Annotated in this window: 23 protein-coding genes; 9 read left to right on the forward strand and 14 right to left on the reverse strand. The window is 45.0% G+C overall.

Features of this window, described 5'->3' with window-relative positions; translation table 11 throughout:
• Nucleotides 1-4: 4 nt before the first annotated feature.
• The 12 genes from AB1552_03125 to rpsU form a co-directional block, all read right to left on the reverse strand.
• A complete protein-coding gene (locus AB1552_03125; GenBank protein MEW6052769.1) occupies nt 5-667 on the reverse strand; it encodes a septal ring lytic transglycosylase RlpA family protein in 663 nt (220 codons plus the stop codon).
• Nucleotides 668-787: 120 nt separating this feature from the next.
• Nucleotides 788-2128 carry an ATP-dependent protease ATPase subunit HslU gene (hslU, locus tag AB1552_03130; protein ID MEW6052770.1) on the reverse strand — a complete coding sequence of 447 codons (1341 nt, stop codon included), beginning with the start codon at nt 2126-2128 and terminating at the stop codon, nt 788-790.
• Entirely contained in the window at nt 2121-2654 is a 534-nt protein-coding gene (gene hslV, locus AB1552_03135) for an ATP-dependent protease subunit HslV (GenBank protein MEW6052771.1), read from the reverse strand. The genes hslU and hslV overlap by 8 nt, the downstream gene beginning before the upstream one ends.
• A gap of 24 nt (nt 2655-2678) precedes the next feature.
• Nucleotides 2679-3560 carry a tyrosine recombinase XerC gene (gene xerC, locus AB1552_03140; GenBank protein MEW6052772.1) on the reverse strand — a complete coding sequence of 294 codons (882 nt, stop codon included), beginning with the start codon at nt 3558-3560 and terminating at the stop codon, nt 2679-2681.
• A gap of 93 nt (nt 3561-3653) precedes the next feature.
• Entirely contained in the window at nt 3654-4589 is a 936-nt protein-coding gene (fabD, locus tag AB1552_03145) for an ACP S-malonyltransferase (protein MEW6052773.1), read from the reverse strand.
• A 17-nt stretch (nt 4590-4606) separates the two neighbouring features.
• Nucleotides 4607-5809: an FAD-binding protein gene (locus AB1552_03150; protein MEW6052774.1), complete on the reverse strand. Its 1203-nt coding sequence runs from the start codon at nt 5807-5809 to the stop codon at nt 4607-4609.
• Nucleotides 5800-6582, reverse strand: coding sequence for an electron transfer flavoprotein subunit beta/FixA family protein (locus tag AB1552_03155; protein ID MEW6052775.1), 783 nt, complete (start codon nt 6580-6582; stop codon nt 5800-5802). Before AB1552_03155 ends, AB1552_03150 begins: the two co-directional genes overlap by 10 nt.
• A 305-nt stretch (nt 6583-6887) precedes the next feature.
• On the reverse strand, nt 6888-7655 hold the full coding sequence (locus tag AB1552_03160) for a general secretion pathway protein GspB (GenBank protein MEW6052776.1): 768 nt from the start codon (nt 7653-7655) through the stop codon (nt 6888-6890).
• Nucleotides 7655-9265, reverse strand: coding sequence for an AAA family ATPase (locus AB1552_03165; GenBank protein MEW6052777.1), 1611 nt, complete (start codon nt 9263-9265; stop codon nt 7655-7657). The genes AB1552_03160 and AB1552_03165 overlap by 1 nt, the downstream gene beginning before the upstream one ends.
• 52 nt (nt 9266-9317) lie before the next feature.
• Entirely contained in the window at nt 9318-11084 is a 1767-nt protein-coding gene (locus AB1552_03170) for a protein kinase (GenBank protein ID MEW6052778.1), read from the reverse strand.
• A gap of 140 nt (nt 11085-11224) precedes the next feature.
• Entirely contained in the window at nt 11225-11614 is a 390-nt protein-coding gene (locus tag AB1552_03175; protein MEW6052779.1) for a hypothetical protein, read from the reverse strand.
• Nucleotides 11615-11780: 166 nt separating this feature from the next.
• The gene (gene rpsU, locus AB1552_03180) at nt 11781-11996 is read right to left on the reverse strand and encodes a 30S ribosomal protein S21 (GenBank protein ID MEW6052780.1); all 216 of its coding nucleotides are present in this window, start codon (nt 11994-11996) and stop codon (nt 11781-11783) included.
• 572 nt (nt 11997-12568) lie between these two features.
• On the opposite strand from rpsU, the gene AB1552_03185 reads away from it, so the two are divergent.
• The 9 genes from AB1552_03185 to AB1552_03225 all read left to right on the forward strand — a co-directional run bounded on the left by AB1552_03185 (nt 12569) and on the right by AB1552_03225 (nt 22323).
• The gene (locus AB1552_03185) at nt 12569-13105 is read left to right on the forward strand and encodes a cytochrome P460 family protein (protein ID MEW6052781.1); all 537 of its coding nucleotides are present in this window, start codon (nt 12569-12571) and stop codon (nt 13103-13105) included.
• 68 nt (nt 13106-13173) lie between these two features.
• The gene (locus AB1552_03190) at nt 13174-13893 is read left to right on the forward strand and encodes an FAD-dependent oxidoreductase (protein MEW6052782.1); all 720 of its coding nucleotides are present in this window, start codon (nt 13174-13176) and stop codon (nt 13891-13893) included.
• A gap of 120 nt (nt 13894-14013) precedes the next feature.
• The gene (gene gnd / locus AB1552_03195) at nt 14014-14916 is read left to right on the forward strand and encodes a phosphogluconate dehydrogenase (NAD(+)-dependent, decarboxylating) (GenBank protein ID MEW6052783.1); all 903 of its coding nucleotides are present in this window, start codon (nt 14014-14016) and stop codon (nt 14914-14916) included.
• Complete coding sequence (locus AB1552_03200) at nt 14894-16759, forward strand: transketolase (GenBank protein MEW6052784.1); 1866 nt, start codon at nt 14894-14896, stop codon at nt 16757-16759. The genes gnd and AB1552_03200 overlap by 23 nt, the downstream gene beginning before the upstream one ends.
• A 33-nt stretch (nt 16760-16792) precedes the next feature.
• The gene (gene zwf / locus AB1552_03205) at nt 16793-18400 is read left to right on the forward strand and encodes a glucose-6-phosphate dehydrogenase (GenBank protein MEW6052785.1); all 1608 of its coding nucleotides are present in this window, start codon (nt 16793-16795) and stop codon (nt 18398-18400) included.
• Nucleotides 18339-19151 (forward strand): 6-phosphogluconolactonase, encoded by an 813-nt coding sequence (pgl, locus tag AB1552_03210; protein ID MEW6052786.1) that lies wholly within the window; start codon nt 18339-18341, stop codon nt 19149-19151. The genes zwf and pgl overlap by 62 nt, the downstream gene beginning before the upstream one ends.
• Before the next feature lie 215 nt (nt 19152-19366).
• Nucleotides 19367-21406, forward strand: coding sequence for a glycoside hydrolase family 15 protein (locus AB1552_03215; protein ID MEW6052787.1), 2040 nt, complete (start codon nt 19367-19369; stop codon nt 21404-21406).
• Between the two features lie 172 nt (nt 21407-21578).
• The gene (locus AB1552_03220) at nt 21579-21821 is read left to right on the forward strand and encodes a DUF2769 domain-containing protein (protein ID MEW6052788.1); all 243 of its coding nucleotides are present in this window, start codon (nt 21579-21581) and stop codon (nt 21819-21821) included.
• A gap of 40 nt (nt 21822-21861) precedes the next feature.
• Nucleotides 21862-22323 carry a DUF4079 domain-containing protein gene (locus AB1552_03225; protein ID MEW6052789.1) on the forward strand — a complete coding sequence of 154 codons (462 nt, stop codon included), beginning with the start codon at nt 21862-21864 and terminating at the stop codon, nt 22321-22323.
• On the opposite strand, the gene AB1552_03230 is transcribed toward AB1552_03225, so the two are convergent.
• A complete protein-coding gene (locus AB1552_03230) occupies nt 22304-22681 on the reverse strand; it encodes a cyclophilin-like fold protein (protein ID MEW6052790.1) in 378 nt (125 codons plus the stop codon). The genes AB1552_03225 and AB1552_03230 overlap by 20 nt on opposite strands.
• Before the next feature lie 134 nt (nt 22682-22815).
• A complete protein-coding gene (locus tag AB1552_03235; protein ID MEW6052791.1) occupies nt 22816-24201 on the reverse strand; it encodes a tetratricopeptide repeat protein in 1386 nt (461 codons plus the stop codon).
• Nucleotides 24202-24250 lie beyond the last annotated feature (49 nt).

A 24250-nucleotide genomic window follows, 5' to 3' on the forward strand; every position in this document is an offset into this window, starting at 1 on the left:
AATTCTACCACAGATAGATTCTTTCATCATATCCTGTTATCAGGACTTCATACCCTTCATCCGCAAGATCCCGCGCGGTTTTTCTGACTGCATCCTCTGACGCAAATTTGCCCACTCTCACCCTGTAGTAAACATTGCCCCTCATCTCTGCCTCCGTGGTATATACATTACGGTATTTTATCTCGAGTGCTTTTCTGAGACGATACGCATTGCTTGGTTCGCTGAAAGACCCTACTTGAATAGTGAACGGCCCTGCACTTGATGCATATCTTACCTGTCTCACATACGAACTATCCCTTCCCAAAGGCCGAATCCTGACCATTCCTACTCCTTCGCGTATAAGATCAATCTCCTTTGCTGCGGCATATGAAAGGTCGATGTCTCTTCCCTCAACAAAAGGACCCCTGTCGTTTACCATGCAATCTACAGACTTTCTGCTGGATACGCTGGTAATCTTCAGCCTTGTACCAAAAGGATACTCCTTATGTGCGCAGGTAAATGCGTACATATTGAAGATTTCACCGGATGAGGTTGGCCTCCCGTGAAATTCAGTACCGTACCAGGATGCTACTGCATAGTCCATGCCCGGGTATGTCGCATATCGTGAAGAGGCACAGGATGAAGATATTAATACTGTTATGAACAGCAACAGGCAAGCTTTATTCAATGTTCTCTTCTCTATTTTTTTGCTTTCAGGGGGGAAACTAATGATACAGAAGGTTTTGCTTACCGGGCTGTTCCCTGTGTCATCTTTCCTGCCGATGTTTTCATGCACACAGATATGATATCATAATATATATCTGCTGAGGTCTTCATCCTTCACTATTTCACTCAGTTTTTCCCGGACATACGCTTTATCGATCATGAGTTGGCCGTTTTTTCTTTCCGGAGCCTCAAAGGAGATATCCTCAAGAAGTTTTTCAAGAACAGTATGAAGCCTCCGCGCACCGATATTTTCTGTTCTCTCGTTCACATGTGCAGCAATGTCTGCAATCTCATTGATTGATTCATCATCAAATTTTAGTATCACCTCTTCCGTAAAAAGAAGCGCGGTATACTGTTTGATAAGGGCATTGTATGGCTCTGTCAGTATCCTCACGAAATCTTCCTTGCCGAGGGCATTGAGTTCAACCCTTATCGGAAACCTCCCCTGAAGTTCAGGGATCAGGTCAGAGGGTTTTGACATATGAAAAGCCCCGGCTGCAATGAAAAGAATATGTTCCGTCTTGACAATGCCATGCTTGGTCGTTACGGTAGTTCCTTCAACGATAGGAAGGAGGTCCCGCTGAACGCCCTCCCGTGATACATCAGGACCATGCGCGTGTCCCCTGCTGGCAATCTTGTCGATTTCATCAATAAAAATGATTCCAGATTGCTCGACCCTATCTATCGCTTCCCTGGTGACTTTTTCAATATCAATAAGCTTGTTCGCCTCTTCCTGCTGAATGATGCTCAGTGCTTCGGGAATCTTGACTTTTCTTCTTTTTGATTTCTCGGGAAGAAAACTGCCCAGCATTTCCTTAAGGTTTATCTCGAGATCCTCCAACCCGACATTGGAAACAACTCCGAAGGGAATAACCTTTTCCTTAACCTCGATATCCACATACCTGTTGTCAAGCTTCCCCTCCCTCAGCTGTAATCTCAGGCGCTCACGTGTTTCCTTGTGTTGTTCCTTATCTTCGTCTTCCGGTCCTGTTGTCCTTGATATTCTCGGCTGCGGGAGTAGCAGATCAAGCACGCGTTCTTCAGAGAGCTGCTTTGCCTTTTCCTGAACCTTTTCAATGTGCTCTGACTTAACCATTCCTATTGATATTTCGGTAAGGTCACGGATCATCGATTCAACGTCACGTCCCACGTACCCGACCTCTGTAAACTTTGATGCCTCAATTTTCACAAAAGGGGCATTCGCGAGCCTTGACAGTCTTCTTGCGATTTCAGTCTTTCCGACACCGGTTGGGCCTATCATGATGATGTTTTTCGGCAGCACCTCATCCCGCAGTTCAGGCGAGAGTTTCTGTCTTCTCCAACGGTTTCGCATGGCAATTGCAACCGCCTTTTTTGCCTTGTTCTGTCCGATTATATATTTATCGAGTTCTTCTACAATCTTCCTTGGTGTGAGATTATCCATGTATTTCCTCTATAGTGATATTTTCATTCGTATATATGCAGATATCTGAAGCGATCTTCATGGCTTTGGCTACAGTGTCCCTTGCTGACAGGTCAGTGTTTTCCGTCAATGCCCTTGCTGCTGCCTGTGCATATGTGCCTCCTGATCCAATGGCTGCGATTCCGTCTTCAGGCTCAATGACATCCCCAGTGCCCGATATGATGAACGTATGTTCCTTATCCGCAACGATCAGAAGGGCTTCAAGCCTTCTCAGTATCTTATCTGTCCTCCAGTCCTTCGCAAGTTCAACAGCAGCCCTCGTGATATTCCCCCGGTAAGATTCAAGTTTCGCCTCGAACTTTTCGAACAGGGTCAGTGCGTCTGCTGTTGCCCCGGAAAATCCGGTCAGAATATTCTCATTGGACATCTTTCTTATCTTTTTCGCGTTGTGCTTCAATACCGTATTGCCCATGGTTACCTGCCCGTCTCCTGCGATTGCCACGTGCCCGTTACGTCTTACACAGAGAATTGTTGTGCCCCTGAACATATAAACTCCTTCGGTTTATTCGTGTCATTCCTTGTTCTCCCTGGAAAAGGGGTGTGCCCTGTCATATATATCCATTAAATGCGTGATATCAAGATGAGTATATTTCTGGGTTGTAGAAAGCGACGCATGCCCCAGAAGTTCCTGTATCACCCTGAGGTCAGCACCGCCCTGGAGCAGATGACTTGCAAAAGAATGTCTCAGGGTATGAGGACCTATCCTTCCGTTTATCAGCGCTGCCCGTGCATATTTTACTACTATACGTCTAACTCCCCTGTCTGTCAATCGTGTTCCCATCCGGTTCAGGAACAGAGCCTTGTCCTTTTCTTTTAACAGAATCCTTTCGACCATATATGATTTCACCGCATCGAGTGCTTTTGATCCGACAGGAAGTATTCTCTCCTTCTTCCCTTTGCCTTTGACCTTTATCATGGCCTCCTTGATATTGACGTCATCCGTACTCAATCTCGCCAATTCGCTTACCCGCAATCCGCTTGAATACAAGAGTTCAAGTATCGCCCTGTCACGTGCAGGCATGAAACCTATCCCTTCAGGCTTTTCGATCAGGGCAAACACGTCATCAACAGAAAGAAATCTGGGAAGCATTCTGGGAATCCTGGGATTTGAGACCATCTTTGCAGGATTTGCGAATATGTATCCCTCCCGGTACAGAAATTTATAAAAAGACCTAATGCTCGAAAGCCTCCTGCTGACCGTAGTTCTGCTGAGACCTTTTCTGATCTGATCAGCGACAAACCCCCGCACATCAATCATATCCACCTTGTCAGGGTCAGCATGCATATATTCTGCAAATTCTTTGAGGTCTTTTCTGTATGCTCTTACTGTATGGCCTGACACTGCCTTTTCCACCGCAAGATACCTCAGGAATTTATCAATATGTTCTTTCATTGTGTAGTTATATTTTACCCCAACCGTAAACGGAATATGCTATTCCCTTGTGCAATTGTGGCAAATCATGAAATGCGTGCTGCTTTCAGGAAGTTACCTGTTACGAACAGATGAGAGCATGTAATCGAGGCTTTTCAAATCACCTGTATGATAGACATTCACATCAGGGGCTATCCTCTTTATCAGACCTGAAAGAATCTTTCCCGGTCCGACCTCAATAAAGGTATCTATGCCGCAATCATTAATAGTTTTTACAGAATCCTCCCATAAGAGAGGACTGCTGAGCTGCCTGACGAGTGAAGATTTTATTGCATTCACTTCATCTGGCAGGAAAAGGGCATCGGCATTATTTACCACAGGGATGCTCATGGGATGGAAATCCGTTGTATCAAACAATTCTGCAAGTCTTTGTGATGCATTCTCCATTAGTCTGCAATGAGACGGCACACTCACCGAAAGAGGCATCGCTCTCTTTGCTCCTGCTGCCTTGCACAGTTCGATTGCTTCCTCAACAGCGTTTTTTTCTCCTGCGATAACAATCTGTCCCGGACAATTATAGTTCGCCGAAGAGGCATATCCTGATTTCAGCACACTGCAGATTTCATCTACCTTTTCCCTTTCCAGGCCGATAATTGCTGCCATAAGGCCTTTTCCTTCAGGAACTGCTTCCTGCATGAACTGACCCCTTTTTTCCGTAATTCTCACCATGTCTTCAAACAAAACAACCCCTGATGCTGCAAGGGCGGAATATTCTCCAAGGCTGTGTCCAGCCATAACTGATGGTTCAATCCCCATATGAAGCAAAACTTTATAAATTGCGATGCTCGTTGTGAGAATGCATGGTTGGGTACGAAATGTCCTGTTCAGTTCATCTTCCGGACCATTGAAAATGAGGTTGGGAACGTCATATCCCAAAACATCGGATGCCATGCTGAACACTTCTCGCGCAGTTCTGAATCTGTCGAATATTTCTTTTCCCATTCCGACATGCTGGGAACCCTGTCCGGGAAATACAAATGCAATTTTCATCTCCCCTCCTGAAAAAACTACATCCCCTTCGCTTCCCTGATTCTTTTAATCAGGAGCGGGATAATCTCGTAAAGATCACCGACTATGCCATAGGTTGCTACATTAAATATAGGCGCATCAGGATTCTTGTTGATTGCGATAATGACGTCTGATGACTGCATGCCGACAAGATGCTGCACCGCGCCCGATATTCCGCATGCCAGATATATTTTCGGACACACTGTTTTTCCTGTCTGGCCTACCTGATGCCTGTAAGGAATCCATCCCGCATCTACCGCAGCCCTTGAGGACCCAACAGCGCCGCCCAGTATTTCAGCGCATTCCTCAATAAGCTTGAAGCCTTTCGGGTCACCGAGACCCCTTCCGCCGGATACAATAATCTCTGCTTCCTGAAGATTTATCGTAATATCTGATATTTCCCTTACGGTTTCTACCACGTTTGTGCGTGTAGACAACCCTTCTGCCTTCACCTCGAAAATATCGCCCTTTTTCCCCCCATCATAATGTCCCCGTTTCATAACCCTTGGACGCACTGTTGCCATCTGCGGACGGTTGTTGGGGCAGAGAATGGTTGCCATGATATTGCCGCCAAATGCTGGCCTGACCTGAAGAAGATTTCCTGTTTCCTTATCAATTGACAGCGAGGTGCAATCAGCAGTCAATCCTGTTCTCAGACGCGCTGCGACCCTCGGGAAGAAAGATCTGCCGATAGGGGTTGCCCCTGCAAGAACGATTTCAGGTCTATGATCCTTAATAAGATTCGTCAGCAATTGTGCATAAGGCTCATCATTGAAACTCTCCAGAATTTCGTGTTTACCAAGATATATCTTATCAGCTCCCCATCTGATCAGTTCCCGGGCTTCGTTCTCAGATGCTCCAAAAAGCACGGCCGAGAGATCAGCGTTTCTTTCTTCAGCAAGGGTTCTTCCGATACCCAGGAGTTCGTATGCAACGGAAGCCACTTTCCCGCCCCTCTGTTCGGCAAATACCCATACCCCTTTGTAAGCCCCTGCTAGCATATCTGCATCTGCGCCTCCTATTTTTTCGCTCTCGACATCCATGATCGCGCCCTCCGGGCATACGCTAATACAGGCCATACATGACTGGCAGTATTCATTGATATATGCCTTTCCTTCTCTCATCTCAATCGCTTCAAAAGGGCATGATGAGAGGCATTCTTCACAGCCATGGCATTTTTCGATATTCACGATTACAGGCATTTCAATCCCCGCAATTCCTGAATCAGGGCTTCCACCTGTTCATCCGGAGTACCTTCGAGCATCTTTCTGTCAGTTCGCATTTCGGGCGTGAATATATTCTTCACCTTTGTCGGTGAACCCTTCAGCCCCACATCATTCTCATCTGCAGGGATATCGGCCATTCCCCATGTTGAAATGACCGCCTTCTTTGCAGCCATCTTTCCTTTCAACGAAGGCATCCTCGGTTCATTCAGTTCCTTCACTACGGTTAGGAGGACGGGGAGAGAGGATTCTACCAGGTCATATCCCTCATCCATCATCCTCTGAACCTTTATTGATTTCTGTGTTATCGATTCGATTTTCCTCACATACGAGATATGTGGGATATCAAGAAATTCAGCGGTCTCAGGCCCGACTTGTGCAGTATCGCCGTCTATTGCCTGCTTTCCGCATATGATTATGTCAGCACCTATCTTTTGAATAGCCATAGAAAGAGTATACGAAGTCGCCCATGTATCTGAACCGGCGAATGCCCTGTCCGAGAGAAGGACGGCCTCGTCTGCTCCCATCGCGATTGCATCCCTTAAGGCGGATTCTGCCTGAGGGGGGCCCATGGTGATTACCGTAACTTTTCCCCCTGCCCTTTCTCTGATCTGCAAGCCTGCTTCTATTGCATGCATGTCAAAAGGATTTATGATGCTTGGAACTCCTTCACGCACCATAGTTCCCGTTTCGGGATTGATCTTCACTTCGGCACTGTCAGGGACCTGTTTAATACAAATAATGATGTTCATTCCGGATGCACCTCATGTCTTTATATTTATCTGTTACTCATCTCCAAGAAGAGCAGTTTCATCTTTCTTTTCCTGTTTTCCTTCATCGTCGATACGGACATACCAGCAGACTTGTTTCCAGATTATTTGAATTCTTTTCAAGATTGAAAACTGGATTGATATTATACGATGACATTTTTAATGATGTAAACCCCGTTGACCATGTTTGGAAGCCTAACGAAATCCTGTAACATGCTGAAACATCTTAACAGATGTTTGCATTATTCCGTATTGATTGCGCGGAGAACTGTGAGAACAAAGATAATTTACTTCAGTTCCACAAGGAAACGAAAGCTCTGATAACTGAAAAGAGCGCCGTTGGGAATGATTTGCTCTACTTTCGGACCCGATTCCATATACTGTCCTTCCTTCAGTGTTTGGCTGTTGATTCTTATCATGCGTGCAGTCGGGTCATCGGAATAGAGAAATACCGTAATATTGAAATCAGATAGCTTCTGCCTGATGGAATGGGGAAGTTCGTTCAGTGCATATATTTTGCTTTTGTCCGGATTTACAATATTGTCGTTTTTTAATTCTTTCATACTGTTTTCGTGTCCCGGATTCTGTGCGTGCTCTTTTCCGGCAAATGCATCTGCTTTACTGAGATTCCCGGGTGCCGGATATCCCTTATTTCCTTTTTTGTCTGGTGGCGTCACACTCTCCCTTTCACCATTTGCCATGATGCGTTCGTTCCTGCCGTAATCCGGCTTTGCAGCTGATGGTTTACTGCCGGCTGCCACAACGTGATCTTCCTTTTGATATAATGATCCAGGATCATTCAATATCTCTCTCTTAGACGCAGCTATTTCCTGCCCCGTTTGCCCAGTCATCACTTTTATTTTTTTCTCAGACGATACAAACCAGTAAAATATCGCTCCCATATTGATGAGCAATACAAAAGAAAGTATATACGGCCACGGTGAGCGTTTTTTCTTCTCCTGATACACCGTTTCCTGCGTTGCGAGAAGGTCTGGTGGTGCTCCCCGTTTTCGCTCTTTTTCCGATTTTCTGAGTGCATCAAGAATATATGACACTATGCCCCCGCTTCTTCTTTCCTTGTCAGCAATGGTTCTCTGCTGCCTGTTGCATTGTTCAGATGGATAATGGTTTGAGAACCTACTACACCATCAGGAACAAGCCCCTTCGAATTCTGAAATTTTTTGATCTGTTTTACTAGATTTTCGTCATACACGGGATTCTTCAACGGCTGAGGCGTTACCCCCTGAGCAGCAGCCAGTTTTTGATGGACCCATGCTGTGACAGGCCCCCGATACCCCTGATGCAGGCTTCCCTGATAATGATCAGGGGCTTTCCATAGTATCAGCAGTTCGCCCGACCATTTCTTTTCAATCTCTTTTATGTCGACTTTCATTTCCTTCGCTCCTGCAACCAGCGTAGCGTGACCATTCATGATATTCGTCACTGTAACAAAAAATGTTTTTCCTGCATCATTAACAAGACGCAATACCGCCGGACGGTTCAGGCGGAGGAGATCATTGACGCCTCCCCGTATCTTCAGGCACTGAAGTCCGTGTGATGCAACCTGAACACACGCCTCTTCGTTTTCGAGATACGGGATGCTCCATTGAGCAAACAGTGCCCGCAATGCCAAAGTTCTGCTTTTCTCGATAGGGTAACCGTCCGGCCAGTGCAATGCAACAGACGCTAATGCTTCAGGATGCTGTAATGCAGATAGAGATTTTTCTTGCGTATTCGTGCCTGTATGACGGGGTGCATATATCATATAAGCTATGGTAATCACAGAAAGACTCCCGATGAGGAAAAGACCCGCAGCAATCCACTGCAATAACTGATTTTTCTTTTTGTATTGAACGGTTGTACCCATAACTTCACGTGCCGCTTTCACAAGGGTTTTTCTTTCAACATGGGGGCTTCCCTCAACATATGCGCCCAGTAACGCTCTATCGCATATGATATTGATCATCCGTGGTATCCCGCGACTGAAAGAATAAAGGCTGTCCATGACAGAATCCGGGAACAATATTCCCGGAGCTCCCGCAAGAGACAGGCGGTGGGCCACATATGCCTTCATCTCACTTTTTGAGAGCTGTTCTATATGGTATCGCGCGGTAATACGTTGTGAAAGCTGGAGCATTTCCTTACGTGCCAACATGTCTTTCAGTTCGGGCTGTCCAACCATTATGACCTGAAGAAGCTTCTGCTGATTCGTTTCAAGATTTGTCAGAAGTCGTATCTGCTCCAACACATCCGTTGAAAGATTCTGTGCCTCTTCAATTATCAGCACTGTTTTGCGCCCTCTTGCGTATGCATCCAGAAGATATGCGTTAATCAGATCAACAAAAACCTTAATGCTTTCGTTGCCTGATGGATAATTGATTCCCAGCTCATCACAGAAAGACGCCAGAAGCTCCTTTGTGCTCACTTTCGGATTCAGGATAAAGGCAATATCTGAATATTCAGGTATTTGCTCCAGTAAACAGCGACATACCGTTGTTTTTCCGGTTCCTATTTCTCCTGTAAGCAGGACAAATCCGCCATCACTGTTGATTCCATATACGAGATGTGCCAGAGCTTCCCTGTGCTGTTCACTCAGGTAAAGAAAACGCGGGTCCGGTGAGATGGAAAAAGGTAATTCCTTCAGTCCGAAGTGTTCTTTATACATAAGACTTTTTTAACTCCATACTGATACAGGTATGAGAAAAATTACAATGCATTCAAACGTCCTCTATCTGTGCAATGCGGAGTTCAGCCCCTGTTGCCGAGATATCGCTGCTGAATCTGTCGATCAACCTGTTCACTTCCAATTGCTGTTCATCCCGGTAAAACAGGAACAATCCCATCATTTTATTTTTCTTCTCCATCTGAGGCTGACAGACAAGTCCCACTTTTTCTGCCAATGGCTGCAGCATTGAGGAAATCTCAGATATATTTCTGAGACGTGCATCCCTTTCTCTGCGAACACTTCCCACGATGAAAGCATACAGTTCTTCAGGAAGGTCCGGCACAAGTTCACGGGGGTCAGGCACATCCTCCTTCAGGTGCAAATCCATTAGAGCTGTGAGATTATCCTCGGGAAAAGGCCTTTTTCCCATTAGCATCTCATATGCGGTAATTCCGAGGGAGTAGATATCGGTTCGTTCGTCAACAGGTTCCCCCCGAATCTGTTCCGGAGCCATGTAATAAATTGTTCCAGGAAGGTTAATGTCCACGCTCCCCGGAGGGCATGCCAGTCCGAAATCAACGATTTTTGTCACACCGTCAGGCTGAACAAAAATATTCGCAGGCTTGATATCCTGATGGATTATTCCATGCGAGTGTGCATACTCAAGTCCGGAGCATACCTGTAAAATGATATCCAGAACTGCCTTCAGGGACAATTTTGGCATATGCGCAAGGATATCTTCCATCGATGATCCTTCAAGATATTCCATCATGATAAAAACCGTCCGGTACAATTCTTCGATATCATAGACTTTCACGATATTTACATGATTCAGTCCTGCAATGATCTTTGCTTCATTCTGGAATTTTTCGGCGAATTCAGGGTCCATGGCCATTGTATGTTTAAGCATTTTGATTGCAACGGGGAAATTCAATTTTCCGTGAATACCCTTGTACACTGTGCTCCAGGCACCCTGTCCTATCGTCTCTTTTATAGTATACTTGCCGACTGTTCTGAATGCCGACAGTTTCGAAGCAGAAATCCTGTCGGTTACTATTTCGGTTAAAAAATTCCTGAGGTCGGGATATTTCTGGGACAATGAATCAAAACTGTTCCTGTTCAAACGCCATACACTAATGCCGGTTTCAGCATCAACATGCGTGCTCCTTCGGGCACCTGTCAGTACCGACATTTCCCCTACGATATCACCTGCCTTTAATCGTGTTATTGATTCTTCTTTTCCGTCTATTTCCACTCTGATAATACATGAGCCTTTGCGGATAATATACAAACTGTCGCCTTCATCACCCTGCGTGATAAACCTTTCTCCCGGCTCGAAATGCATAAAACTCAGGCTGTTCAACAGAGGGCTGACCGATTCATGGGGAATTGAATTGAAGAGATTTGTTTCAAGAAGGAATTCAAGATCCTGAGGAGTCATTCTTTTTTCTTCGTCTCCAGATACAGACGCAACTCTCTTGTCTCCGGCAACTGTCTTATGAAATTCAATCCCCATGAGATAGCTGCCTGTCTTCTTGGGATGAATATCGCTCCATATCACCTTTCCCATAAGTGTCATCCATGCCTTATTTCCGGGATGCCAGATGCGCATGTCGAGAACCGATTGCCTCCTGAAATCCATCGGCGTTTCAACGAGAAGTCCTTTTTTGCTGATATTAATGACATTTATATGCAGAGTTGCCGGAATTTTTGCAAATATTGTGCGCAGATCTTTTCCTTGCTCAGGATAGATAAGACCGTTGTTTGGCGGCTGTATCTGTTCTCTTGGCCAGCGCCTTCGTTCTTTTTTGTTCTCCATTCACTCCCCTCTGCATTGCTTTCCAGCCAACAGATAGCTTTTTGTGAATAGATGGAGTATTCAAATATAGTTGTAAAATTATAGCAAATTTTTGGTATTGAGCAGAAAACGTTTTTATTGAAGCTTCAGTTTTCCTCAAGCTATGAAAAGGCGGGGATATCTGCCGTATCAATTATGTGCAGATGGATCTTTTCGTCTTTATTCGCACTGCTGAATAAGGCTTCCGCAGCATTTCTGATCTTCTCCGGGGAATGCGCTGCAACTACAATACGCAACCTGTTAAACCCCAACCTGTTTCTTTCCTTTTTTCCTGCATCAACAAGAATCGGTAACACTTCCTTTATTACGTCTGTATCATCGATTTCCGCGATATAAATCAGGAGCCTGTTGCCGATATTCAGCCTGCTTCTCAGAACAATATCGTGTACCCTAAGAGAAGACTGACACTCAATAATGCGGAATACCTCGTCGGGACACCCGCAACCCAATGTATTTCTTACAAAAGTTTTTATTTCTTCATAATTATTCATATTTTCTTCAGAATTATACAAGAATGACGACCCTGAGGGTTCAAACGAAAGAAGACTCTCGTGCAGAGTGGTTCTGCCGGAAATGAATCAGCGAAGCCTGAGGGTCAGTATGGGGAGCCGAACAGACAAAACATGCAATATTGCAGTCGCAAGTACGGATACTGGCTTAGCCTCCTGCTGTCCGTCTCTCGTATGACCTTTTTATCCTGAGGGCTTTTACCCTTTTCTTTCTCGCCTCTCTCTTTTTGCGCTTCTCTTTTTCGGATGGTTTCTCAAAAAAGCTTCTCTGCTTTATCTCTTTGAAAAGGCCGTCTTTCTGAAGCTGCCGTTTAAGGGATTTGAGTGCTTTCTCTACATCGTTACCGTATACTTTGATATCCAAAACATTTATCACCGCCCTCTTCCTGAACTGTTACTTTTTCCATATGCTGCACTGCTCTGGACGGCCCCTTTGTCCCGTTTCTCAAACGAGTCATCACCTTGATTGCTGTAACATGATGACTTCGAATAAGCATTATTCCGCAGAAAAAACGAATATTTCATCGTCTCAGGGGGCCAAAACTCCACAAGACAAAATAGTATAGAATAAGTTTATTTTATTGTAAATCTTTTTTTCATTTCCATAAGGCGAAAAATCTCTATTGTCCTTAAAATTTCCCCTTTATTATTTGTCTGCCCTGAGCTTTTACTGCACTTCCTGTATATCTCAAGAGATAATATTCACTTTTTGTCAACTTTTTTGTTTTTTGGTAGAATGAACACCATAGGACCTGAACAGTTTGCACAATTAAAAACACCCTGAAATAGCATTACAGGAAATACCACATCACAAATTATTTCTGATACTTATTATAATATTAAATACATAAAATTTATTGACGGTTGCAATATGAATCATCATAATGAAGTCAGGACATTATTGTGAGAATAAAAACAGGACAAGGAGGATGTAAAATGAAAAGGTCTTTTTCTGCTATTGCTCTTTTGCTCGGAATCTGTCTGGTATTCTTTTATTTCGGTTCTGCACAGGGATTTCGTGGCGGCGGCGGAAGAGGAGCTTCTGCAACACCAACCAGTTCTGCCCTGAAACCCGAGGGCGCAGCCGTATGGCAATATCTGAAGACAACGGATTACACGAAGAAGTTCAAGATGTGGCCGGGAAAGTCGTCTTTCTATCAGGGCAAGGAGCCTCACGGTGCGCTTTTGACCACTTATGTCAATATTCCGGCCCTAATGGCCATTGCGGGAAAAAAGGGATCCTTTCCTGAAGGCTCCATGATTGTGAAAGAGAACTACTCCTCTGAAAAGCAACTAAAGTCGATAACCGTTATGTACAAAGTATACGGATACAATCCAGAAGCAGGAGACTGGTTCTGGGCACAATATGCGCCGGGCGGAAAAGTTGAAGCAGAAGGCAAGGTGGATACATGCATCAAATGCCATGCTGAAAACAAAAATAACGACTATATTTTTACCGCACCTCTGAAATAAGATGCCTGGGAGGGGAACCATGCTCCGGCACTTTCCCCTCTTTTTTCATACTGCATCGGGAGGGTTTCATGGATAAAGCATTCGACACAAGGGTTATTGACATTATCCAGCGGACTCACGATATTAAGAGTTTTCGATTTTCCTGCCCTCAGGACATTTCTTTCAAACCGGGACAGTTCTTTTTTGTTACGATAAGAATTCATGGAAAGGAAGCTTCAAAGCATTTTTCCTTTTCAAATTCTCCTACAGAGCATGGATATATCGAATTTACCAAGAGGTTAACCGGCAGCGAATTCTCTCAGGCACTCGATACACTGAAAACAGGGGACTGGGCAAGAATCAGAATGCCATTCGGGCTGTTCACATTTGAGGGTGAATATCCAAAAATTGCCTGCCTTTCCAGCGGCATTGGCATAACTCCTGTCAGAAGCATCTGCAAAAACGCATGCGACAGGCATTTACCCACAGATATTGTGCTGCTCTATGGCAACAGGACAGAAAAGGATATCGCGTTCCTTGACGATTTCCGTCAGATGGCAAAGGAAAACAGAAATTTTCGCGTCATTTACACTTTAAGCCGGCCTTTATACGCAGATTCCTGGTCGGGAAAGCAGGGACGAATCAGCGGAGACATCATCAGGGAAGAAATTCCGGATTACCTTGAACGGATTTTCTACATATGCGGGCCTCCACAGATGGTAAATGATTTAAAGGAAGTTCTTACAAAAGAGCTCATGGTTGATACTCAAAAAATAAAAACAGAACTATTTACCGGATATGGCTCCTGATCATTTCTTCCATAGGAAAAGGAAAGGTCTTGTTCAATACAGATCCGCCAAGCCCGTGGATCTTTCAGCCAAAATGTCTGAATCATGCAACAAATCCTACAGAATCAGAAAGGATTCTTCATGCAGATAGGATATGTCGGCCTCGGAAAAATGGGTGTCAACATGGTTGCACGTCTCATCGAAAAAAGCTATGAGGTTATTGTATTTGACAAAAACCCTAATGCGTTGAAAAGCATCACACAGACCTGTGTTTCCCCTGCTCGTTCCCTGAAGTCACTCGTTCATCGATTGGTGCCCCCCAGGCACATTTGGATAATGGTACCGCACATCGCGGTTGATGCGGTAATCGGGGAGATCCTTCCCCACCTCCAAAGGGGAGATTTGATTATCGATGGAGGAAACTCTCCCTACAAAAAATCAATGAAACGTTTTTATGCACTGGATCTGAAAGGCATAGACTTTCTGGATGCAGGGGTGAGCGGCGGGCCATCAGGTGCACGGAATGGAGCATGTATCATGGTTGGAGGGAAAATCGCAGTTTTCAGAAAATGCAAAAAGCTTTTCCGTGATCTGTCATGCAGGGGCGGATTCGGCTATATGGGAGAGGCCGGTGCCGGGCATTTCGTAAAAATGGTGCACAACGGAATCGAATACGGTATGATGCAGTCGCTTGCCGAAGGGTTTTCTGTCATGAAGTCTGCTCCATTCGCGCTTGATTTATCAGGAATAGCGGATCTTTATAACCATAAGAGTGTTATAGAATCAAGGCTGGTCGGCTGGCTGAAAAAGGCGTTTGATCAGCACGGAGAAGACCTGGTTTCAATATCTGGCAAGGTCTCGCATAGCGGTGAAGGAGCGTGGACAATTGAAACCGCAAGAGAAATCGGGATTCCGGTTCCGGTCATTGAAAATGCATTGAAGTACCGAATACAATCTCAGCGCAGCCCGTCGTTCACAGGAAAGCTTCTCTCTGCCATGCGAAATCAATTCGGGGGGCACGATGTCTTCAGGAAATCTCAGTGAGGAGAATAAATTGATAGATACGGAGAAATTGCAAAGGATAGCAAAACTTATCCGTTACTATATCATCTCTTCAACTGCAGAAGCGGGTTCAGGGCATCCGACCTCATCCCTTTCAGGGACAGATCTGATGACCGTACTCTTCTTCAGCGGTTTTTTCAGATTTGATCCTGATAATCCCGAACATCCGAATAACGACAGGCTGGTTTTCTCAAAAGGTCACGCATCACCTCTGTTTTACGCGTTATGGGCAGCTGCAGGAAAATTGACGGAGCAGGAACTAATGACCATGAGGAAATTCGGCAGTCCGCTGGAGGGTCATCCGACATCTTCTTTCAGGTTTACTGAAGCGGCAACAGGGTCTCTTGGCCAGGGTCTTTCTGTCGGCCTGGGAATGGCTCTGAACGCGAAATATGTCGATAAACTGCCATATCGCACATATGTGCTTTTGGGAGACAGTGAGCTGTCAGAAGGGTCCCAATGGGAAGCAATACAGTTGGCTGCCTATTACCGGTTATGCAATCTGATCGGGATAATCGATGTAAACCGCCTTGGACAGCGCGGAGAGACAATGTACGGTCATGATCTGAATGCCTACAAGAAGCGGATTGCTTCTTTCGGATGGAAGACATATGTCATCGATGGTCATTCGTTCACGGAAATAAGGGATGCGTACAGAAAAGCTCGCAGGTCCAGGAACAGCCCTGTAATGATTATTGCAAAAACCACAAAGGGAAAAGGCGTTTCTTTTCTTGAAGACAGAGATGGATGGCACGGCAAAGCGCCCAATATAGAAGAAGCAAAAAAAGCTATTCAGGAACTGGGAAATATCGATGCATCAGTCAGGGGAGTCATCGCGAAACCGAAAAACCTCAGACCCGCGATGATTCTGGAAGAAAAGTCGGATGAGACTGTATATCCCATGGACATACCAGTCGCAACCCGCAGGGCTTATGGCAATGCAATTACGCGTATTTTCCCTTCATGTCCTCATATGGTAGTTCTTGATGCTGAAGTCAGTAATTCAACCTATTCCGAAATTTTCCGTCAAAAGTACCCCAAACGTTTCTTTGAGATGTATATTGCCGAACAGAACATGGTGGGCGCAGCCCTGGGCCTTTCGCGACGTGGCAAAATACCGTTCGTTTCGTCCTTTTCAGCGTTTTTTTCGAGGGCTTTTGACCAGATCAGGATGTCCCAGTATTCAGATTCCAACATAAAGTTCTGTGGCTCCCATGCGGGTGTTTCAATAGGCGAAGATGGTCCTTCTCAGATGGGATTGGAAGATATCGCGATGTTCAGAGCCATTTCAGGCAGTGTCGTTCTGTATCCCTGCGATGCCGTCTCCACTGAAAAACTTGTTGAGGAGGCTGCAAAGCACTATGGCATAGTGTATATTCGTACAACAAGGAAGGAAACTCCCGTTCTCTATCAAAATACTGAATCTTTCCATATTGGAGGAAGCAAAATACTGAGAAGAAGCGGGAATGATCTTGCCACTGTCATCGCCGCCGGGATAACACTGCACGAAGCACTCTCTGCATACGAGGATCTCAAAAAGGAAGGTATTTATATCAGGGTAATTGATCTCTACAGCATAAAACCGGTCGACCAAGCGGCAATACAGGAAGCAATGATTCAAACAAAGGCCCTCATCACTGTTGAGGATCATTTTGCAGAGGGAGGCCTTGGGGAAGCGATAAGGAGTTCTTCCGTCAGTTTTCCGGTCCCTGTGTATTCTCTGGCCGTAAGCAAAATGCCGAAAAGCGGAAAACCTCAAGAACTTCTCGATTATGAAGGAATTTCACGTAATGCCATCACACAAACAGTAAAGGCTCTGCTGTGAAGCAGGGATGCCCTGAAACAATATTGTTCCCGCATGATGGATAATACTTCAGACAACCTGACATACCAGCCACAGTACCAGAAGATCGGAGCATGTGAAATAGAAATTTCCAGATCGTTCTGCCTCGTGATCTTCGGCGCTGCCGGAGACCTTGCAAAGAGAAAACTCATTCCCGCACTGTATCATCTGTTCAGAGATGGACTGCTTCCCAGACATTTTTTTCTTTTCTGTACCGACCGTCTGGAAATGAATCCCGGACAATATCGTCAGCTAATCAGAAAGTGGCTGAAGAAAATGCTTCAGGGAGATTTCACGGAGTCCCACTGGAAGAAATTCTCTAAGAGACTGTATTATTCGTCTTTCGATTTTTCCCAAACAGCCTCATACAGAATAAATCTCTTGGAACAACTTCCCATGCTTGAGAGGAGGCACAGGACAAATGGAAACCGCATTTTTTATCTTGCGATACCCCCTTTCATTGCAGAAAAGGTCATTTCAAATATCGGGGCAACCGGTTTAGCGTCCGAAGACCGCGGATATTCCCACATTGTCGTGGAGAAACCTTTTGGCCGGGATATCTTATCCGCACAGCACCTGAACAATGTCCTGAAAAAATATTTCACGGAAAAACAGATATTCAGGATAGATCATTATGTTGCCAAGGAAACAGTGCAGAACATGCTCATGTTCCGTTTTGCAAACTCAATCTTCGAACCGCTATGGAACAGACGCTACATAGATCATGTCCAGGTCACCGCCTCAGAGACGCTCGGAGTTGAAAACAGAGCCGGTTATTATGAAACAGCCGGGATCATTCGGGATATGTTCCAGAGTCATATCCTTCAGCTTCTTGCTGTCGTCGCGATGGAACCCCCTGCCGCCTTCAAGGCTGATTTTGTCAGGGATGAGAAAATCAAGGTATTCAGATCGATAAGGCATATCCCCCTTGAAAATATCAGTGAATTTGTTACGCTCGGTCAGTACGGAAAAGGGCGCTTCGGCAAAAAAATAGTTCCCGGATACAGGGAGGAACCGGGGGTATCCCCTCATTCCGTCACTCCCACATTTGCCGCCATGAAGGTTTTCATCGACAACTGGAGATGGAGAGGAGTCCCGTTTTATCTTCGTTCCGGCAAACGCCTCTCGCACAGGAAGACGGAAATATCGATACATTTCAAACATGTGCCGCATCTGATGTTCTCAAGCGTCATGGATGAATATATTGAACCGAATGAGCTGATTTTCAGGTTGCAGCCTGATGAAGGCATCAGTCTTACCTTTCAGACAAAAAAACCGGGCACAAAGGTATGCCTGAACCCTGTTCTGATGGATTTTTCCTACAAAAAGGACGTACTCCTCGATGCCTATGAGTGGGTACTGCTTGACTGCATACTCGGCGATCAGATGCTGTTTCTGCGGCAGGAGGGTGTTGAAGAAACATGGGCGTTTCTTACCCCGGCGCTGGAACAACTTGAAAAAACAGCTGCAGCATCTCATTTCCCGAACTACGATGCAGGCTCATCGGGACCCGATGAGGCGCGGGTTTTAATCGAAAATGACGGACGGTCATGGAGGCCCCTTGTCAGCGTCAAACCGGATAAACGTACAAATATTTCCAGATTTAGAGGGCATCAGCCGTAAGGCATCGGAAATATTTCTGAATCTTTCCGAGCACTTTATTTCGCTCGCCGACCGTTTTACCATTGCGCTTTCGGGCGGCAGAACACCTTTTCTCCTGTATTCTCTGCTGGAATCAGAATATTTTCTGAATACCCTTAACTGGAAACGTATCCATTTTTTCTGGGCAGATGAGCGATGCGTCCCGGCAAATGATCACAAAAGCAATTTCAGACTCGCCTTTGAAACGTTCCTTTCCAGAGCACCTGTGCCTGAAAAGAACATACACAGAATCAAAGGCGAAAAAGAGCCTGAGAAAGCGGCTTCGGACTATGCAACGGAGATCCGGGATTTTTTCGGTGGTTCGTATCTGCCGGTGTTTGACTGTGTAATCCTCGGCATGGGTGAAGACGGGCACATCGCTTCGATATTTCCCGGTTCTGAACTTCTTGCGGACACACTGAGAATTGCTGCTCCTGTGCATATGATAAAACCAGAAACTGACAGAATCAGCCTGACCCTCCCTGTTCTGAATAATGCGGCACATCTGCTCGTCCTCGTATCCGGCAAATCAAAAGCTCGGGTTTTAAAGTCTGTTTTCGAAAAAAGAAATCGGAAGGTTAATCCTCCCGCACGATTTCTTAAGCCCGTTCATGGGGATATCACATGGCTGATAGACAAGGAAGCAGCACAATGCCTGTCAGATGAAAGGTCAGAGTTGCATGACAATTGTTTTCGCATCTCCGGTCAGAACAGATTGAAACAGCAAGGATGACCTTTGTATGGATCGTTTAAGACATGCAACATGCAAAAAAGAAAAATGTATGAATCCTATTTATGCAATATGAAACAGATGTTGATAATTTTTTTTATCGAATGCTATGAAAAAGGTTTAAGCTGAATTATCCTTTTTTTTTGCGGATAAATAGACAGGATAAATAGAGTGGCAGGCTTTGCTGCGGCCGCTCCTGAAAGAAAGGAAAAAAACCTATGCCCCGGGATATTCCGATAGGAAATGGCAAGCTCCTCATTACATTTGATCACGATTATTGCCTCAGGGATATCTACTATCCCCATGCAGGCAGGGAAAATCATACAGAAGGTCATAAATTCAGATTTGGGGCATGGTCAGAGGGACATTTTGAATGGGTGAATCGGACTACATGGGAACTTCATTTGAATTATGTCAGCGAAAGCCTTCTGACAAATGTCAATGCAACCTCTAAACCCCTTGGCATAGAACTTCAATGCCATGATGTTGTCGATTACTGGGAAAATATCTATATAAGGAAAATAATCGTAAAAAATCTCCTTGATCGGGAACGAGAAGTGCGGATATTTTTCCACCATGATTATCACATCTCCGAATCATCAACAGGTGATACAGCCTATTATGATCCTGATGAGAGGGCGTTGATCCATTACAAGGGGAACCGGTATTTTCTAATGAGTGGGATACGGCACAATGTTCAGGAGCTTGACCAGTATGCTATCGGGGTGAAGGAATTCCATGGGATGGAAGGCACTTGGAAAGATGCAGAAGACGGTATCCTCGAAAAAAACTCTATATCACAGGGCTCAGTAGATTCAACACTCTCTTTTTCGATAAAGGTATCGCCTTCCCGCAATGAGACAGTTTACTACTGGACCTGTGTTGGTGATAACTATGCGATGGTCAGCAACCTGAACAAAATGATATCAGGTCACGGAACCGAATATTTTATCAAGCGAACGGAAAACTATTGGAAGGCATGGGTCAATAAGGACAATATCAATTTTTCACCCCTTCCCCTGAACGTGGTTAATCTTTACAAAAAAAGCCTACTTATATTAAGAACTAATATTGATTCGGGAGGGGCGATCATAGCAGGAAACGATTCAGACATACAGCACTTCGCACGAGATACATATAGCTACATGTGGCCAAGAGACGGTGCACTCACCGCATATGCCCTTGATATGGCAGGATATTTTGGTCTAACCAGGGATTTCTTCAATTTTTGTCTTGATATCATAAGGGTGGGAAAGGAATCGGTAGGATACTTCCTGCATAAGTATAATCCCGACAAATCTCTCGGAAGCTCGTGGCATCCATGGCTGACAGACAGCAAAAAACGTCTCCCTATTCAGGAAGACGGCACAGGCCTTATCATCTGGGCATTGTGGTTTCATTTCGATAAATACAGAGATATAGAGTTTATCATACAGCAGTACAAGGAAATGGTGATACGATGCGGAGATTTTCTTGCATCGTACAGAGAGGAAAAAACCGGACTCCCCCTGCCCTCCTACGACCTGTGGGAAGAAAAATGGGGCATTCATACCTTTACCGTTTCTGCAGTTTATGCTGGGTTAAAAGCCGCAGAGAAGTTTGCAGACTTTTTCGGTGACAAAAGAAGGAGTATCATTTACAGAAATGCTTCTGACGAAGTGAAACGGGCAATGGACAAGTATCTTTATCACAATGAACTCAAGAGATTTGTCAAAACAATACTGCCCGGCGAAGACGGATCTTTCAATATCGACTTTGCCGTAGATGCCAGCATTTATGCACCCTTTTATTTCGGAGTATTTGAACCTGATGACGAGCGCATTGTGAATACCATGTGTGCGATCAAAGAGCGTCTCTCGGTAAAGACCGATGTGGGAGGAATAGCAAGGTATGAAGGAGATACATACCATAAGGTTACTGACGATATGGACAAAGTACCCGGTAATCCCTGGTTTATATGTACTATATGGCTTGCTCAATGGTATATCGCGAAAGCAAAAACTCCTCAAGAACTCCGTGAGGCTATCCCTATTCTCGAGTGGGTAGCCTCACGGGCCCTGAACTCCGGTGTTCTTGCAGAGCAAGTCCACCCATATACAAACCATCCTGTTTCCGTATCTCCACTTACCTGGAGTCATGCGAGTTTCATATCTGCGGTGTTTGAATATTTGCACAAGTTTGAAAAAATTAGTATCTGTCCGGAATGCGGAAAACCCATGTATCTGCACAAACAGCAAAATGAAGAAACAATCAATTAAAGCACCAGGGAAAAGATCTCTGTCGTCCTCCTCGCCTTTTGTAAATCGGACAGCTTTCCATATTGATTTCGAAAAGGGACTATCTGTGATCCATTGTCCTCACAGTCCGGAATCAAAATTTTGCGGCATATAATTACCTGTTCAATAATATGCCGGGAAAGGAATTATTACCATGTCGAAAGTAGAAGACAATTCTGAAAATGAGACAATCTGCATCAGATTTTGTGGCACGTGCCCTTCTTACCCCGGTGTCAAGGGTGAATTGTTGTTTTGCGCGCGCGCCAAGAGCGGTTCCCCTAAACAGAAATCGGGCTGCAACTGCGGACTGTGCGATATCTGGAATAAATACGAGCTGTCCGCTTTTTACTATTGTATAGAAGACCCAAAAAAGTCTCAAGGTACAGAAGATGCCTAAACATCTTTCCAATTCAAACTGACGGGCAGGGAGGCTACTTATGAACATAACTGTGTTTACTCCGTTGCTCAAGTATGTGCACGGCGTTTATAATGCAGTTGTTCTGCTTTTTTTTCTTTATCAGGCTACGCTCGGGCTGAGAATAAGAAAGGAGAGATTAGCGGGGGGAAGTCCGCCGTCGGATCTCTCAAGAAAACACAGAATACTGGGACCAGTTCTGGCCTTCCTGGGCATTTCAGGTTTCTTTGCGGGAATGACGATCGTATATATCGATGAAGGAAAGATATTTGCACGTCCTCCCCATTTCATTGCAGGTATGCTCATCACGCTGTGTATTCTTGCGGTTGTGTTTGCATCACGGAAGATATCTGTCCGGAAACCTGCATGGAGAGACCGACATTTCATCCTCGGGATAATACTCATCCTGCTGTATCTTGTGCAGGCATTTCTTGGAACCAGGATGCTTCTTGAGTCTGGGAAGATCACGTCTTTTCTATCCTGATCTTCTTTGCCCCTTTGGCCTGTCTCAGAACTGCAGGGTCGCCGAATATCTTTCCGACAAGGTTGACATCGCTTGCAGGAACCGGCTCAGAGCCTTTGCTAATCGGGGTCGGGCCAAAAAAAATCGCCAGTGCATTGCCTGGAGGCCAATAGCCGATGTCTCCAACCTTTACCTTGGTCGTAGCGGTTTCATCAAGGGGCATCTCAACCGGTATATCAAAATAGAACTCATCACCCCACTCTTCCGGGTATGACTCTATTGGCAGCGCATCTGCTATTGCCCTTCCGGTTTTTGTATCATATAATTCAGCGTCGAGGACAATATCCTGGATAATTATTCTGATTCTTTCCTGTGGCATGAGAAATCCCTCAATCCTTTTTCTTCACACTTTACAATTTCAATTATAGGAAAAGGATGGATATTTGGCAAACGTATGTGCGGGCGGATGTTCAACAGCACTGCATAAAACTTCTGGCTCCTGCAATCAGCTTTTCAGTTATTGAGAATCCTCTTGAAATCCTCGTCTTCTGCAAGGCTTCTGAAGTCGTCATCTTCTCCGGCGGTATTTCTGTAGTCGGGATTGAGCAAAATGGCTTTTTTCAGATCTTTCAGAGCTTTTTCCTTGTCACCTGTAAAAGCATGCAGACAGGCTTTATTGTAAAGCGCATCAGTGAAATCAGGCTTGAGATAAATCGCCTTATCGTACGCCATGAGGGCATCCTCATACCGCCCGAGTCTTCCAAGGGCAAGGCCCTTGTTATACCACGCATTGTAAGAATCGGGCTTCAGCCTTATGTTATGCTCATATGCCTTCAGGGCTTTTTCATGAAGTCCGAGCTGAATCAGGGTAACCCCCTTGTTATACCAGGTATCGGGCGAGTCTGGATTCAATTCAATCGCATTTTCGTATGCCTTGAGAGCTTCCTCATATCGGCCAAGATTCGCCAGCACAACTCCGCTGCTGTGCCATATCCGCGCATCATTCGGCGTGAGTTCCACAGCTTTTCCGAATGATGAAAGGGCTTCCTCATACCGGTCGAGCCTTACAAGCACAATCCCTTTACCATGCCAGGCTTTCGCGTGATACGGTTCATTTTCGAGCGTCTTTTCGAATTCTCCCAGTGCTTCTTCGTATTTGTTCATATGCAGAAGCGAAGCGCCAAGGTTGCATCGGGCAAGCGAATAAGATTGGTTCATCGTGAGTGCCTTGAGATAGTAGTCTTTTGCCCGGATAAAATCACCCTTTTCATACTGGAAATTTCCCAGAACCACATAAGCTTTTTCATCGCCAACGGTCACATTCATATTTTTCTCGATGTCATACATTTTGTGGGAAAGTTGCGTAATAATACCTTCTTCAAAGATGCCCCGGGGGTTTTTCCTGTCCTCTCCTGACTGCACATCAATCGCATACGGACTCATCCGTGTTTTTTCCAGTATTTCCGAAATGATTTTTCTTATCTCGTCAGCGGTTAGGGAAAGCTGACTGTACTGTTCCAGTTTCTCCAGCAATTTTATTTGAGGAAAATTCAGATGAATCGCATTCAGCAGGCGCGCACTTTTTTTCTCAGCGTCACTCTCAACCGGTTTATTTTCCGATTTGTGTTCTTTTACAGTCCTTTCCAAATTCCGCATCTGTTCGCCCAATCCCTTCAGCTGAGGGGGAATGTTTTCAATGAATTCTTTCTCGATTTTCGCAATACGTTGCATAAGGTTAATGATGTCCTCTTTCATTTCTTCACTGTACCGTGTTTCTTTTGTAGATTCTTTCTTCTTCGCCTTTTTCCTTCTCAGATACGCAGCGAAAAGTCCGATTATACACACAAATGCAAGGAAAGCCGGAAGGATGATCCACCAGTTCTCAGTGAGTATTGTCATATCAATCAAGAATTGCATTGATTATAAGAGAGCATCAGCGTGCGTTTTG

It is taken from the genome of Nitrospirota bacterium (assembly GCA_040754395.1).
Lineage (GTDB): Bacteria > Nitrospirota > Thermodesulfovibrionia > Thermodesulfovibrionales > SM23-35 > JBFMCL01.

Bases quoted from the DNA above. Each gene is read 5' to 3' on its own strand.
- AB1552_03200 (MEW6052784.1), top strand. From the start codon at position 14,894: ATGTCTTCAGGAAATCTCAGTGAGGAGAATAAATTGATAGATACGGAG.
- AB1552_03185 (MEW6052781.1), top strand. From the start codon at position 12,569: ATGAAAAGGTCTTTTTCTGCTATTGCTCTTTTGCTCGGAATCTGTCTG.
- AB1552_03230 (MEW6052790.1), bottom strand. From the start codon at position 22,681: ATGCCACAGGAAAGAATCAGAATAATTATCCAGGATATTGTCCTCGAC.
- zwf (MEW6052785.1), top strand. From the start codon at position 16,793: ATGATGGATAATACTTCAGACAACCTGACATACCAGCCACAGTACCAG.
- gnd (MEW6052783.1), top strand. From the start codon at position 14,014: ATGCAGATAGGATATGTCGGCCTCGGAAAAATGGGTGTCAACATGGTT.
- AB1552_03150 (MEW6052774.1), bottom strand. From the start codon at position 5,809: ATGCCTGTAATCGTGAATATCGAAAAATGCCATGGCTGTGAAGAATGC.
- AB1552_03220 (MEW6052788.1), top strand. From the start codon at position 21,579: ATGTCGAAAGTAGAAGACAATTCTGAAAATGAGACAATCTGCATCAGA.
- AB1552_03190 (MEW6052782.1), top strand. From the start codon at position 13,174: ATGGATAAAGCATTCGACACAAGGGTTATTGACATTATCCAGCGGACT.
- AB1552_03165 (MEW6052777.1), bottom strand. From the start codon at position 9,265: ATGTATAAAGAACACTTCGGACTGAAGGAATTACCTTTTTCCATCTCA.
- xerC (MEW6052772.1), bottom strand. From the start codon at position 3,560: ATGAAAGAACATATTGATAAATTCCTGAGGTATCTTGCGGTGGAAAAG.
- AB1552_03170 (MEW6052778.1), bottom strand. From the start codon at position 11,084: ATGGAGAACAAAAAAGAACGAAGGCGCTGGCCAAGAGAACAGATACAG.
- AB1552_03155 (MEW6052775.1), bottom strand. From the start codon at position 6,582: ATGAACATCATTATTTGTATTAAACAGGTCCCTGACAGTGCCGAAGTG.
- AB1552_03235 (MEW6052791.1), bottom strand. From the start codon at position 24,201: ATGACAATACTCACTGAGAACTGGTGGATCATCCTTCCGGCTTTCCTT.
- AB1552_03225 (MEW6052789.1), top strand. From the start codon at position 21,862: ATGAACATAACTGTGTTTACTCCGTTGCTCAAGTATGTGCACGGCGTT.
- AB1552_03215 (MEW6052787.1), top strand. From the start codon at position 19,367: ATGCCCCGGGATATTCCGATAGGAAATGGCAAGCTCCTCATTACATTT.
- hslV (MEW6052771.1), bottom strand. From the start codon at position 2,654: ATGTTCAGGGGCACAACAATTCTCTGTGTAAGACGTAACGGGCACGTG.
- AB1552_03175 (MEW6052779.1), bottom strand. From the start codon at position 11,614: ATGAATAATTATGAAGAAATAAAAACTTTTGTAAGAAATACATTGGGT.
- hslU (MEW6052770.1), bottom strand. From the start codon at position 2,128: ATGGATAATCTCACACCAAGGAAGATTGTAGAAGAACTCGATAAATAT.
- fabD (MEW6052773.1), bottom strand. From the start codon at position 4,589: ATGAAAATTGCATTTGTATTTCCCGGACAGGGTTCCCAGCATGTCGGA.